General features: G+C 68.0%; 8 protein-coding genes and 1 pseudogene. 5 read left to right on the forward strand and 4 right to left on the reverse strand.

Translation table 11 applies throughout. From position 1 onward, the window contains the following. The first annotated feature begins 12 nt into the window (after nt 1-12). The 4 genes from ACTOWK_RS04850 (at nt 13) to ACTOWK_RS04865 (ending at nt 4,149) form a co-directional block, all read left to right on the forward strand. Nucleotides 13-699, forward strand: coding sequence for a response regulator transcription factor (locus ACTOWK_RS04850; RefSeq protein ID WP_441329121.1), 687 nt, complete (start codon nt 13-15; stop codon nt 697-699). Next, a complete protein-coding gene (locus tag ACTOWK_RS04855; RefSeq protein WP_441329060.1) occupies nt 696-2,057 on the forward strand; it encodes a sensor histidine kinase in 1,362 nt (453 codons plus the stop codon). The genes ACTOWK_RS04850 and ACTOWK_RS04855 overlap by 4 nt, the downstream gene beginning before the upstream one ends. A 166-nt stretch (nt 2,058-2,223) precedes the next feature. Further along, on the forward strand, nt 2,224-3,594 hold the full coding sequence (locus tag ACTOWK_RS04860) for an amino acid permease (protein ID WP_441329122.1): 1,371 nt from the start codon (nt 2,224-2,226) through the stop codon (nt 3,592-3,594). 126 nt (nt 3,595-3,720) lie between these two features. Then, nucleotides 3,721-4,149 carry an NUDIX domain-containing protein gene (locus tag ACTOWK_RS04865; protein WP_441329061.1) on the forward strand — a complete coding sequence of 143 codons (429 nt, stop codon included), beginning with the start codon at nt 3,721-3,723 and terminating at the stop codon, nt 4,147-4,149. Between the two features lie 6 nt (nt 4,150-4,155). Here the strand turns inward: ACTOWK_RS04865 and ACTOWK_RS04870 are convergent, their stop codons facing one another. The 4 genes from ACTOWK_RS04870 to ACTOWK_RS04885 form a co-directional block, all read right to left on the reverse strand. Further along, the gene (locus ACTOWK_RS04870) at nt 4,156-4,929 is read right to left on the reverse strand and encodes an NAD kinase (protein ID WP_441329062.1); all 774 of its coding nucleotides are present in this window, start codon (nt 4,927-4,929) and stop codon (nt 4,156-4,158) included. A gap of 290 nt (nt 4,930-5,219) precedes the next feature. Next, on the reverse strand, nt 5,220-10,340 hold the full coding sequence (locus ACTOWK_RS04875; RefSeq protein WP_441329063.1) for an NAD-glutamate dehydrogenase: 5,121 nt from the start codon (nt 10,338-10,340) through the stop codon (nt 5,220-5,222). Between the two features lie 60 nt (nt 10,341-10,400). Then, nucleotides 10,401-10,583: a hypothetical protein gene (locus ACTOWK_RS04880; RefSeq protein ID WP_441329064.1), complete on the reverse strand. Its 183-nt coding sequence runs from the start codon at nt 10,581-10,583 to the stop codon at nt 10,401-10,403. An 11-nt stretch (nt 10,584-10,594) separates the two neighbouring features. Beyond that, complete coding sequence (locus ACTOWK_RS04885; protein ID WP_441329065.1) at nt 10,595-11,755, reverse strand: acyl-CoA dehydrogenase family protein; 1,161 nt, start codon at nt 11,753-11,755, stop codon at nt 10,595-10,597. A 406-nt stretch (nt 11,756-12,161) separates the two neighbouring features. Here ACTOWK_RS04885 and ACTOWK_RS04890 point away from each other — a divergent pair. Further along, nucleotides 12,162-13,088: pseudogene (locus ACTOWK_RS04890) on the forward strand (ArsR/SmtB family transcription factor); the annotation flags it as partial. Nucleotides 13,089-13,093: the final 5 nt, after the last annotated feature.

The raw sequence follows: 13,093 nt of genomic DNA on the forward strand, positions 1-13,093 counted from the left end.
ATGCACGACCGCCTGCGCATCCTCGTGATCGAAGACCACCTGGCCCTGCGCACGGCCATGGCGGCGATGTTCGAATCGCACGGCCACGCCGTCGATTTCGCCGCCGACGGCCGCAACGGCCTGCAATTGGCCTTGGACGATCCGCCCGACGTGTTGGTGCTCGACCTGACCCTGCCCGGCCTCGACGGCTTGCGCGTGTGTGCGGAACTGCGCGCACGCGCCGACCGTCACGTGCCGATCCTGATGCTGACCGCACGCGACGGCCTCGACGACAAATTGCGCGGCTTCGAAGCCGGCGCCGACGACTACCTGGTCAAGCCCTTCGCCGGCGAAGAATTGCTGGCGCGCTGCCTGGCTCTGTCGCGCCGACACCGCGCGGGCGAGTCGCACGATCTGCGCATCGGCAGCCTGAGCATCGATCGCCGCAGCGGCGAAGTGCGGCGCCAAGGGCGCCTGCTGGAGCTGCAACACACGCCCCTGCGCATCCTGACCATCCTGGCCGAGGCCTGGCCGCGCACTTTGACCCGTAGCGAACTGATCCAGCGCCTGTGGGGCGATGCGCCGCCGCAATCCGATCCGCTGCGTTCGCACCTGTATCTGTTGCGCCAGGCGCTGGACAAGCCGTTCGCGCGGCCGATGCTGCGCACCGTGCACGGCGTCGGCTTCAAGCTCGAAAGCGATGAGGGCGCGATGCCATGAGCGCCGCGGCGCAACGACCGAAGCGGCGCCTGCGCAATCGCCTGATGCTCGCCTTCGCCGGCTTCGCCCTGTCGGTCGCGGCCTTGTTCGGGCTGTATGCGGTGACCTTCATGTATGCGACCGAAGACGCGTTCTTCGAGTCGATGCTGGAACAGGAAGCCGCGGCGCAATTGCGCCGGCACGCGCTCGATGCGCGTTGGGCCGAGCCGCAACAGGCCTTCATGCGCGTGTATGCCGACAGCGCGCAGTTCCCCGCCGACCTGGTCGCCGCGCGCGAGTCCGAGCCCTGGCGTTCGGAATTCGCCGGCCGCAACGGCCGCCATTATCACGTCAAGGCGCTGCAGCCGCCGGCACCGGCGCCAGGCGCCTGGCTGGTCGCCGAGGTCAGCCAACAACTGGTGGTGCGGCCGATGCGCGACCGCATCCTGCAATGGCTGGGCTGGTCGGCCTTGGCGGTGGTCGGCCTGGCCCTGGCGATCGGCGCCTGGCTGGCGCGACGCAGCACCGCGCCGCTGTCGCGGCTGGCCGCGCTGGTCGACACGATGGCGCCGAACCGCTGGCCGCAGCGCATCGCCGCGGGCTTTCCCGACGACGAGGTCGGCGTACTCGCGCGCGGCCTGGAGGCGATGACCGAACGCACCCAGGCCTTCATCGACCGCGAGCAGGCCTTCACCCGCGATGCCAGCCACGAACTGCGCACGCCGCTGGCGGTGATCCGCAGCGCCGGCGAACGCCTGCTGGCCGAGCCCGCCTTGTCCACGGCCGGCCGCGAGCATCTGCTGCATCTGCGCCAATCGGCCTGGCAACTCGAACAGACGGTCGCCACCCTGCTGACCCTGGCGCGCGAAGCGCCGTTGGTGTTGCCCGATACGCCGATCGCGCTGCTGCCGGTGCTGGAGCAGGTGGTGATCGAACAAGCGGTCTCGCTCGTCGGCAAGCCGGTCGAGGTCGAGGTCGACGTGCCCGACGACGCGCGCATCGATCTGCCGCAGCCGGTGCTGCACATCCTGTTGTCGAACCTGATCGGCAATGCCTTCGCCCACACCGACAGCGGCACGATCGCCATGGGCGTCGCAAGCGGCCGCCTGCGCATCGCCAATCGTGGCCATCCGATCCCGGCCGAGCTGCGCGAACGCCTGCACGAACCCTTCCACAAACGCGAAGGCAGCGCCGGCCTCGGCCTCGGGCTGGCGATCGTGCAGCGGTTGTGCGAGCGCTATCGGGTCGACCTGCGCCTCGACGAGGAGGCCGGGGCGATGGTCGTCAGCCTGGCCCTGGCCGATGTCGCGGGTTCGCTCGACGGAAAGCCCAGCGCTGCGCCAGGGCCGGCCGAAGACTCGGCCGCGCGCTCGGACTAGCCGCGCGGCGTTGGGTCCGCCCGGCCGAATTCCTGCGGTTTCGGGCCGGAATCGCCGCGGGCCTCGTTGCCGAGCGCGGCGACAAGGTATCGTTCCGCACCGCCTCATCGTCCGGACGCCCGACATGTCCCCAACCGAAGTCCAGCCTTCCCGTCCCGCCACGCTCATGAACGGCGCCGCCGCCTCCCAGCTCGGCCATGCCTTGAAGTCGCGCCAGTTGGTGATGATGGGCCTGGGCAGCGCGATCGGCGCCGGCCTGTTCCTCGGTTCGGGCGTCGGCATCCGCAGCGCCGGACCGGCGGTGTTGCTGTCGTATCTGATCGCCGGCGCACTGGTCATCATCGTCATGCGCGCACTCGGCGAGATGGCCGCGGCACGGCCGACCAGCGGCGCGTTCTCGGTCTACGCCGCCGACGCCATGGGCCCGACCGCGGGCGCCACCCTCGGCTGGCTGTGGTGGGCGCAGTTGGTGATCGTGATCGCGGCCGAATCGGTCGGCGCCGCCGGCCTGCTCGCGACGGTGTGGCCGCAATTGCCGGTGGCGTTGATGTCGCTGGTGTTCATGTCGGTGTTCACCGGGGTCAACCTGCTCGGGGTGCGCAATTTCGGCGAGTTCGAGTTCTGGTTCGCGATCCTCAAGGTCGCCGCGATCCTCGCCTTCATCGCCATCGGTGTGCTGCTGGTGTGCGGCCTGTTGCCGAACGTGCCCTCGCCGGGCCTGTCGAACTTCTTCGACCACGGCGGCTTCGCGCCCAAGGGTTGGGCCGGGGTCGGCGCGGCCCTGCTGGTGGTGGTGTTCGCCTTCGGCGGCACCGAGATCGTCGCGGTCGCCGCGGCCGAAACCCAGGACCCGCAGCGCAGCATCACCCATGCCATCCGCACCGTCGCCTGGCGCATCCTGGTGTTCTACATCGGCTCGCTCGCGGTGATCATCGCAGTGGTGCCGTGGACCAGCGAGTCGTTGAATTCGCCGTTCGCCGCGGTGCTGCAGGTCGCGCGCATCCCCGGCGCGGCGACCGCGATCACCCTGGTCGCGGTGGTCGCCCTGCTGTCGGCGCTCAATGCCAATCTCTACGGCGCCTCGCGCATGATCTATTCATTGGCCGAACGCGGCGAAGCGCCGCGCTCGCTCGCTCACCTGAGCCGCAGCCGCGTGCCTACGGTGGCGGTGCTGGCGAGCGTGGCCTTCGGCTTCGTCGCCACCGCGCTGGAGCTGCTGTACCCGGACAAGGTGTTGCCGGCGCTGTTGAACGTGGTCGGTTCGACCTGCTTGCTGGTGTGGGCGCTGTCGCTGGTCTCGCAGCTGATCCTGCGCCGCCGCGCCGACCGCGCCGGCACCGTGCTGCCGTTCAAGATGTGGGCCTTCCCCTACGTGACCTGGGCCGGCCTGGCGATCCTCGGCCTGGTGTTCGTGTTGGCGCTGTCGATCGAAGGCCCGCGTCTGCAGTTGCTGTCGACGATCGGCCTGACCCTGCTGATCGCCGCGGCCAGCGAAGTCGCACGGCGGATGCGCGGCAAGACCGCTGACGCGAACTGACTTTAATTAAATATCTCAAGCTATTGATATAACAATATATTAAACCTTGAACTTAAAGCAGTTTCGAGCCGGGCCGGCGAACGCTCGCCCTGCTCGGCGCACAGACCGAAGGACCTACCGCAAACGATGAGCGCAAGCGAGCACGGCATCGATCTGGTCGGCGCCCTGCTGTGGCGCCAAGGCCGGGTGCTGCTGGGCCTGCGCGCCGCGCACAAGCGGCTGGCGCCGAATTGCTGGGACATGCTCGGCGGCCACGTCGAGGTCGGCGAAACGCCCGAACAAACTCTGTGGCGAGAGCTGCGCGAGGAAGCCGGCATAGGTCCGCCCCAGCTCGATGCTTCCGACGAACAGGTCGCTGCGGCGGCGAGCGTGCTGGCCGAGTTCGCATTCGACGGCCTGGTCCTGCGCGTCTACCGGGTCGAGGCCTGGGACGGCGAGCCGCAGGCGTGCGGCGACGAGCATCGACGCCTGCAATGGTTCGAAGCGGCGCACGCGGCCGCCCTGCCCGACCTGGCCGATCCGCGCCTGCGCGAGCTGCTGCTGGGGCTGGTCTGAACCGGCTCAGCCGCTGGTGAACTGCTCGATCAGCATCCGCTCTTCGAGGTTGTGCTCGGGGTCGAACAGCAAGGTGACGGTGCGGTCGCGCGATTCGCGGATCATCACCTCGACCACGTCGCGCACCTCGTGCGAATCGGCGGTGGCGCTGACCGGACGCTTATACGGGTCGAGCACGCGGAAACGGATCTCGGTGTCGGCCTTGAGCAAGGCGCCGCGCCAGCGCCGCGGCCGGAACGCCGCGATCGGGGTCAGCGCGATCACCGCCGACCCCAAGGGCAGGATCGGGCCGTGAGCGGAGAAGTTATAGGCCGTGCTGCCGGCCGCGGTCGCCACCAGCACGCCATCGCAGATCAACTCGTCGAGCCGGGTCTGGCCGTTGAGGTCGATGCGGATGTGCGCAGCCTGGCGGGTCTGGCGCAACAGCGACACCTCGTTATAGGCCAGCGAGCCGAAGGTCGCGCCCGATTCGGTCTGGGCGACCATTTCCAGCGGCCGCAGCACCGCCGGCTCGGCCGCATCGAGGCGGGCGAACAGGTCGTCGCCGTTGTGCTGGTTCATCAGGAACCCGACCGTGCCGAGCTTCATCCCGTACACCGGTTTGCCGAGGCCGCCGTGGCGATGCAGGGTCTGCAGCATGAAGCCGTCGCCGCCGAGCGCGACCAGGACGTCGGCCGCATCGGGCTCGTGCTGGCCGTGACGTGCGACGAGATCGGCGAGCGCGCGTTGCGCGTCGTCGGTGTGACTGGCGAGGAAGGCGATGCGTTGCGTCGCGGTCATCGGCGGCTCCGGAAGGATGCCGTCAGCATAACCCGGAGGGCGTGGCGGATTCTGCACGCCGGTCGCGACGGTCGGCGAAGGAGCCGCTTCAGGGGTAGGAGCGGCAAGAGCCGCGACCGCGTTCTTGCCGCTTGTCTCGTCACTGCGATGTCGCGGTCGCGACTCGCACCGCTCCTGCTCCAAAGCGGAGCGCCTTTACCGCGACATGACAGAGCGCACAAAAAAGCCCCTCTCCCGGACGGGAGAGGGGCTTGGGGACTATCGTCATCGGCGCTTGAGTCAGCGCTCGATCAGCCGCGCGCCGCCAACTGCGACAGACGCTGCACGGCGACCGAGGCGGTCGGGTAGTCCAGCGACTTCTGCGCGGCCAGCTCGTTGAGCATGGCCAGGGTGAAACGCAGCGAGACGTCGTCGCGGCCGAGCCAATGCTTGATCTTGGCGTCGGCGTTGGCGCCCGGCATCGACAGCACCTGGCCGACCAGGATGCGCTGCTGCGCGCCCAGTTCTTCGCGCAGCACGCCGCGTGCGACCGCATGCCAGCGGCCGTCGACGGTCAGCGCGTCGATCTGCTCCTGCAGCCACGGCAGGCGCAGCGCTTCGCCGAGGCGGAAGTGGACCTTGGCCACCTCGACCGGCTTGAGCTTGCGCTCGCGCGCCAGTTCGATGATGTCGCAACTCGGCTCCAGGTACGGCAGCGCGGCCAGCTGGGCGGCCAGCGCTTCCGGCACGCCCTTGACCTTCCAGTCGGCGAACGCGGCATCGTGGGCCGGACGCTGGCCGTCGCCGAGGATGCCGTGACCGGCACGGATGTTCTTGAAACCGTCGTGGTAGCGCTCCACCGCAGTGGTGATGTCGGGGATCGCACCCGGACGCGACAGCAGCCAACGGGTGAACGAGCGCTGCAGGTTCCAGATCACCTGCAAGGCGTCGATCTGGGTCGACTCGGCGACCTTGCCGTCGAGGTCGTCGATCTGGGTCCACAAATCGCGCGCGTCGAGGGTCTCGCGGGTGATGGTGAAGGCCTTGGCGACCTCGCCCGGGGTGCGGCCGCTGTCTTCCTGCATGCGCAGCAGGAAGGTCGCGCCCATCCGGTTGATGGTCGAGTTGGTCACCGCGGTGGCGATGATCTCGCGCTTCAGGCGGTGGTTCTCCATCGCCTTGGCGTACTTGGTCTGCAACGGCTGCGGGAAGTAACGCACCAGTTCCTTCGACAGGTACGGGTCTTCCGGCACGTCCGAGTCGAGCATCTGCTGGAACGCGACCAGCTTGGAGTACGACAGCAGCACCGACAGTTCCGCACGGGTCAGGCCCTGACCGCGCGCCTTGCGCTCGGAGATCTCGGCGTCCGACGGCAGGAACTCGATCTGGCGATCGAGCAGGCCCTGGGCTTCCAGAGTGCGGATGAAGTGCTGCTTCGAGCCCAAGCGGGTCTGGCTCATCCGCTCCATCAGGCTGATCGCCTGGTTCTGGCGGTAGTTGTCGTTGAGCACCAGCTCGGCGACCTCGTCGGTCATCGAAGCCAGCAGCTTGTTGCGGTCCGGCAGGGTCAGCTTCTTCGCCTGCACCTGGCCGTTGAGCAGGATCTTGATGTTGACCTCGTGGTCCGAGGTGTCCACGCCGGCCGAGTTATCGATGAAGTCGGTGTTGAGCAGCACGCCGTGCTGGGCCGCTTCGATGCGGCCGAGCTGGGTCAGGCCGAGGTTGCCGCCCTCGCCCACCACCTTGCAGCGCAGCTCGCGGCCGTCGACGCGCAGGCCGTTGTTGGCGCGGTCGCCGACGTCGCTGTTGGTTTCGCCGCTGGACTTGACGTAGGTGCCGATGCCGCCGTTCCACAGCAGGTCGACCGGCGACTTCAGGATCGCGCTCATCAGCTCGACCGGGCTCATCGCGGCGATGCCGGCGTCGATACCGAGCGCGGCCTTGATTTCCGGCGACAGCGGGATCGACTTGGCCGAACGCGGGTACACGCCGCCGCCCTTGCCGATCAGCTTCTTGTCGTAGTCGTCCCAGCTCGAGCGCGGCAGCTTGAACATGCGCTCGCGTTCCTTGAACGTCTTCGCCGCGTCCGGGTTCGGGTCGAGGAAGATGTGGCGGTGGTCGAACGCGGCGATCAGGCGGATGTGCTCGGACAGCAGCATGCCGTTGCCGAATACGTCGCCGGACATGTCGCCGATGCCGACCGCAGTGAAGTCCTGGGTCTGGCTGTCGCGCCCCATGGCGCGGAAGTGGCGCTTGACCGACTCCCAGGCGCCCTTGGCGGTGATGCCCATGCCCTTGTGGTCGTAACCGACCGAACCGCCCGAGGCGAAGGCGTCGTCGAGCCAGAACTTGTGCTCGGCGGCGATGCCGTTGGCGATGTCGGAGAAGGTCGCGGTGCCCTTGTCGGCGGCGACGACCAGATACGGATCGTCCTGGTCGTGGCGGACCACCTCGCGCGGCGCCACGATCTTGCCGTCGACGATGTTGTCGGTGATGTCGAGCAGGCCGTTGATGAACATCTTGTAGCAAGCGATGCCTTCGGCGAGCACGGCGTCGCGGCTTTCCGATGTAGAGCCGCCGCCGACCGGCGGACGCTTGGCGAAGAAGCCGCCTTTCGAGCCGACCGGCACGATCACGGTGTTCTTGACCATCTGCGCCTTGACCAGACCCAGCACCTCGGTGCGGAAGTCTTCGCGACGATCCGACCAGCGCAGGCCGCCGCGGGCGACCGGGCCGAAGCGCAGATGCACGCCTTCCACGCGCGGGCCGTAGACGAAGATTTCGCGGTACGGACGCGGCTTGGGCAGGTCCGGCACCAGCGCCGAATCGAACTTGTAGCTGACGTAGCCGCGATCGGCGCCGTCGGCGGTGCGCTGGTAGTAGCTGGTGCGCAGGGTGGCGTTGATCGCGCCGATGAAGCTGCGCAGGATGCGGTCTTCATCGAGGCTGGAGACGCGGTCGAGCAGCGCCTTGATCGCATCGACGGTGGCCTTGGCCTGCTCGTCGCGCTTGCCGTTGCGCGCGTCGATGACCGGCTTGACCGCGGCCATGACCGCGGCGTCGCCGCCGGACAGGGCCTGCAGCTGCCGGACCAGCAGGTCCTGGCCGGCCTTGATCTCGACCTTGCTCTCGCTGCCGGTGCAGGGGTCGAAGCGAGCCTCGAACAATTCCACCAGCAGGCGCGCGAGCAGCGGGTAACGCGAGAAGGTTTCCTCGACGTAGCTCTGCGAGAACGGCACGCCCACCTGCAACAGGTACTTGCAGTAGGCCCGCAACATCGCGACCTGGCGCCAGGACAGGTTGGCGGTGAGGATCAGGCGGTTGAAGCCGTCGTTCTCGGCGTTGCCGCGCCAGATCTGCGCGAACGCGTCCTCGAAGTTTTCGTCGAGGCTGTCGATGTCGATGTCGTTGTTGGCGGTCTCGACCTCGAAGTCCTGGATGTAGACCGGCTGCTCGTCGACCGACAGGCGATACGGGTGCTCGGAGATCACCCGCAGGCCCATGTTCTCCATCATCGGCAGCGCGTCCGACAGCGGGATGTCGTCGAGCTGGCGGTAGAACTTGAAGCGCAGGCCGCCCTCGCCCTGGCGGGTGCGGCACAGGCTCAGGCGCAGGTCGTCCGGACCGTTCAGCGCGGCCAGGTGGGCGATGTCCTGGGCGGCGACGCCGGCCGAGACTTCCTCGATATAGCCCGCCGGCAAGGCGCGGCCGTAGCGGTTGGCCAGGGCCAGGCCCTGCTGTTCGCCGTGGCGCTGGACCAGCGCATCGCGCAGCTCGTCCTGGCGGTTGCGCACGATCTCGGTCAGTTCGGCCTCGATCGCGACGTTGTCTATCTGGATCGCTTCGCCGGATTTCGGACGCACGATCACATGCATCTGCGCCAGCGGCGACTCGCCGATGTGCACGGTGGTGTCGATGTATTCGCCGTGCAGGCGGCGCTTGAGCATCGCTTCCACGCGCAGGCGCACGTCGGTGTTGAAGCGGTCGCGCGGAATGTAGACCAGGCCCGAGAAGAAACGGCCGTAGCGGTCGCGGCGCAGGAACATCTTGCTGCGCACGCGTTCCTGCAGGCCGAGGATGCCCGAGGTGGTCTTGAACAGTTCCTCTTCGCTCGACTGGAACAGCTCGTCGCGCGGCAGGGTTTCCAGGACGTGGCGCAGGGCCTTGCCGCTGTGGCTGTCCGGGGCCAGGCCCGACTGTTCCATCACGTAGGCATGGCGCTGGCGCACCAGCGGGATGTCCCAGGGGCGGCGGTTGTAGGCGCTGGAGGTGTACAGGCCCAGGAAGCGCTTCTCGGCGACCGGACGGCCCTGGGCGTCGAAGCTCAGCACGCCGATGTAGTCCATGTAGCCCGGACGGTGCACGGTCGAGCGCGCATTGGTCTTGGTCAGGATCAGCGCATCGACCGAACCCGACTGCGGAATGTAGTGCGCCGCCAGCGAGGTCAGCGGACGCGGCTTGCCGGCGTCCTTGCCGCGCAGCAGGCCCAGGCCGCTGCCCTTGATCGCGCTGAGCACGTCCTGGCCGTCGTGCTTGATCACCTCGTACTCGCGGTAGCCGAGGAAGGTGAAGTGATTCTCCGCGGCCCAGTGCAGGAAGGCCTGCGCTTCGCGCTTGCCGTCGTCGTTGACCGGCATGCGCTCGGTGATCAGTCCGTCGGCGACTTCGTTCATCTTGTCGCGCATCTGCGACCAGTCGCGGACGATCGCGCGCACGTCGGCGAGCACGATCTCCAGCGCCTTCTTGGCCGCGGCCATCGACTCATTGGTCAGGCGGTCGATTTCCAGGTGCATCAGCGACTCGGGTACGCCCTGCCCGACCGAGACCAGCTTGCCGGCCTTGTCGCGCAGGAAGGTCACCACCGGATGGCCGAGCACGTGCACGCCGATGCCCTGGTCGGCCAGTGCCATGGTCACCGAGTCGACCAGGAACGGCATGTCGTCGTTGGCGATCTGCAGCACGGTGTGGGCCGATTCCCAGCCGTGCGTCTTCAGGGTCGGGTTGAACAGGCGCACCAGCGCCGAACCCGGCTTGCGGTCGCGTGCGTAGTCGAGGAAATCGGTCGCCAGCGCGGCCCAGCCGTCGGCCTGATGCTGCGGCATTTCGTCCAGGCTCATGCGCTTGTAGAACGCCTTGGCGAACGCTTCGGCCTCCGCATGGCGCGCCTTCGGCAGGCGCTTGCGCATCGCGGCGACGATCGGCTCCAGCGACACGCTCGCGCTCTGCGCTTCGACCTGTGCATGGCTCTTGGCGGCGGGCTGGGCGGCGACCGACTTGGCCGTCGCGCTCTTCGCGGCGGCGGGCTTCGTTGCGGCAGGCTTGCTTGCGGCAGGCTTCGCGGCGACGGTCTTGGCGGCGGGCTTGCCCGCTTTCTTGGCCGAGGCTTGTTTGGCGGGTTCCTGCTTGGACGCGGCTTTGGGTTTGTTGCTCATGGGAACTCTGAGGTCCGGATGGAATGAGGCCCACGCTTTCGCGCGGGCCAAGAGAAGGAGTTAATGCTTGTGCCTGGAAGCTTGCAGGGCGGCAATGGACGCGGCGCCGTAATCGAGCGACGCGCCCACGCGGCCGCGCGCCATCGGGCGCGGGCCGTGTACGGCGACGTCGTTCGCAGCGCGCAAGCCCATGCCGCCGTCCTCAGGACAGGCGGTGGGCCGTGACGAGCCGAAACGTTTCATCGGCTGTCGCTTCAGCGCAGACCGGTTTCGTTGCGGGCGATGACCAGACGCTGGATCTCGCTGGTGCCTTCGTAGATCTCGGTGATCTTGGCGTCGCGGAAGTAACGCTCCAACGGCATTTCCTTGGAATAGCCCATGCCGCCGTGGATCTGCACGGCCTGGTGGGCGATCCACATCGCCGCTTCCGATGCGGTGAGCTTGGCGATGGCGGCCTCGTTGCTGAAGCGGCCGCCGCTCTTTTCGGTCTCGGCCTTCTTCCACGCCGCGCGCAAGGTAAGCAGCAGGGCCGCGTCGAGCTTGCACTTCATGTCGGCGATTTTGGCCTGGGTCATCTGGAACGCGCCGATCGGCTGGCCGAAGGCCTTGCGCTCGCGCACGTAGGTCAACGTGGCCTCGTAGGCGGCGCGGGCGATGCCGATGGCCTGGCTGGCGATGCCGATGCGGCCGGCGTCGAGTACGCCCATGGCGATCTTGAAACCGTGGCCTTCTTCGCCGAGCACGTCCTCGGGCGCGGCCACGTAATCTTCGAATTCGATCTCGCAGGTGGCCGAGGCGCGGATGCCGAGCTTGGGCTCGGTCTTGCCGCGGTGAAAGCCCGGCTTGGCGGTGTCGATCATGAACGCGGTGATGCCGCGCGCGCCCTTGTCCGGGTCGGTCATCGCGAACAGCACGATGTACTTGGCGACCGGGCCGGAGGTGATCCAGCTCTTCTTGCCGTTGATGACGAAGCTGCCGTCGGCCTGCTTGACCGCCTTGCAGCGCATCGCGGTGGCATCGGAGCCCGACTGCGGCTCGGTCAGGGCGAAGGCGCCGATCTCGCGGCCCTCGGCGATCGCGCGCACGTACAGCTGCTTCTGCGCTTCGGTGCCGAACTTGAGAATGCCGTTGCAGAACAGCGAATTGTTGACCGACACGATGGTCGAGTGGGCGGCGTCGCCGGCGGCGATCTCGACCATGGCCAGCACGTAGGAGATCGGGTCCATGCCCGCACCGCCGTACTCGGCCGGCACTTCGATGCCCATCAGACCGTTCTCGCCGAGGGTGCGGATGTTCTCGAGCGGGAATTCGCCGGTCTGGTCGTGGTGCTCGGCGCTGGGAGCAATCTTTTCCTGGGCGATACGTCGCGCCACGTCCTGGATCATCAACTGCTCTTCGGTAAAGCCAAAATCCACGTCGGCACCTCTGCTGGTTTGAGCACTGCGGCCGGGGCGCGCGGCCGCCCGTAGGCGCTGCCGCTGTCGATCCCCGACCGGCGCGATGGTTCTGCGTCCTGGTCCGCGGCCCTGTCGATGGCCGCGAGTGTGAATTGTAGCCGCGCGCGCCGAATAACCCCACCCATGCGCCTGCCCGGCGTCCGCCCCTGTGTTTGCGCCGATAGGCGTCTGCACAGCGCACGCCGAGCCGGCCCCGACTTGACCTGCACGGCCCGCGGGAACACACTTATCTCTATATCGCGATACGTTGATGGAACGCAGCAATCGGGAATGTGCCGAGGGCAATCGGGAATCGTCCCAGTGCCCGCCCGACGCATCGTCTTCGATTCCCGATTCCCCTTTCCCTATGCCCAAGGCTGCACCCATGGATCTCGAAGGCTGGTCGTCCCGCTTGAAGGTGTTCGCCGACGCCACCCGTGTGCGTCTGCTCGCCCTGCTTGAGGGCGAAGAGCTGACCGTGGCCGAGCTGTCGGCGATCACCCGCCTGGCCCAGCCGCGCGTGTCGACGCATTTGTCCAAGCTCAAGGAAGCCGGGTTGGTGCGCGACCGCCGCGCCGGCGTGTCGGCTTACTACCGTTTCGACGAGGCCGCGCTCGACCACGCCCAGCGGGCGCTGTGGCAGACCCTGAGCACCGGCAGCGACGACCCTTTGCTTCGCCAGGACGCCGAGCGCGTGGCCGCGGTGCTCGCGATGCGGGCCTCCGACCAGAACTGGGCCGACTCGGTCGCCGGCGACATGGAGCGCCATTACTCGCCTGGCCGGACTTGGGAAGCCCTGGCGCGCTCGGCCCTGCCGCTGTTGCAACCCGGCGACGTGCTCGACATCGCCTCCGGCGACGGCGTGCTGGCCGAACTGCTGGCGCCGCACTCCAACCGCTACGTCTGCCTGGACGCCAGCACCAAGGTCGTCGCCGCCGCCTCCGAACGCCTGCGCAAGCTGCGCAACGTCGAGGTGCGCGAGGGCGACATGCACGCATTGCCGTTCGAGGCCGACACGTTCGACCTGGTGGTGCTGATGCACGCGCTGACCTATGCCGAACACCCGGCCCAGGCCGTCGCCGAAGCCGCGCGCGTGCTGCGCCCCGGCGGCCGCCTGCTGCTGACCAGCCTGGCCAGCCATGAACACCGCGGTGCGGTCGAGGCCTTCGGCCACGTCAACCTGGGCTTCGCCGAGAAGGACCTGCAGAAGTTCGCCGCCAAGGCCGGCTTCGACATCGTCAACTGCGAAACCGTGACCCGCGAACGGCGCCCGCCGCATTTCGAAGTGATCGCCCTGATGGCGCGCAAGCCCGCCGC

The sequence above is a fragment of the Lysobacter sp. CA196 genome, from assembly GCF_052078695.1.
Taxonomy (GTDB): domain Bacteria; phylum Pseudomonadota; class Gammaproteobacteria; order Xanthomonadales; family Xanthomonadaceae; genus Lysobacter.

Bases quoted from the DNA above. Each gene is read 5' to 3' on its own strand.
- ACTOWK_RS04860 (WP_441329122.1), top strand. From the start codon at position 2,224: ATGAACGGCGCCGCCGCCTCCCAGCTCGGCCATGCCTTGAAGTCGCGC.
- ACTOWK_RS04865 (WP_441329061.1), top strand. From the start codon at position 3,721: ATGAGCGCAAGCGAGCACGGCATCGATCTGGTCGGCGCCCTGCTGTGG.
- ACTOWK_RS04875 (WP_441329063.1), bottom strand. From the start codon at position 10,340: ATGAGCAACAAACCCAAAGCCGCGTCCAAGCAGGAACCCGCCAAACAA.
- ACTOWK_RS04855 (WP_441329060.1), top strand. From the start codon at position 696: ATGAGCGCCGCGGCGCAACGACCGAAGCGGCGCCTGCGCAATCGCCTG.
- ACTOWK_RS04880 (WP_441329064.1), bottom strand. From the start codon at position 10,583: ATGAAACGTTTCGGCTCGTCACGGCCCACCGCCTGTCCTGAGGACGGC.
- ACTOWK_RS04870 (WP_441329062.1), bottom strand. From the start codon at position 4,929: ATGACCGCGACGCAACGCATCGCCTTCCTCGCCAGTCACACCGACGAC.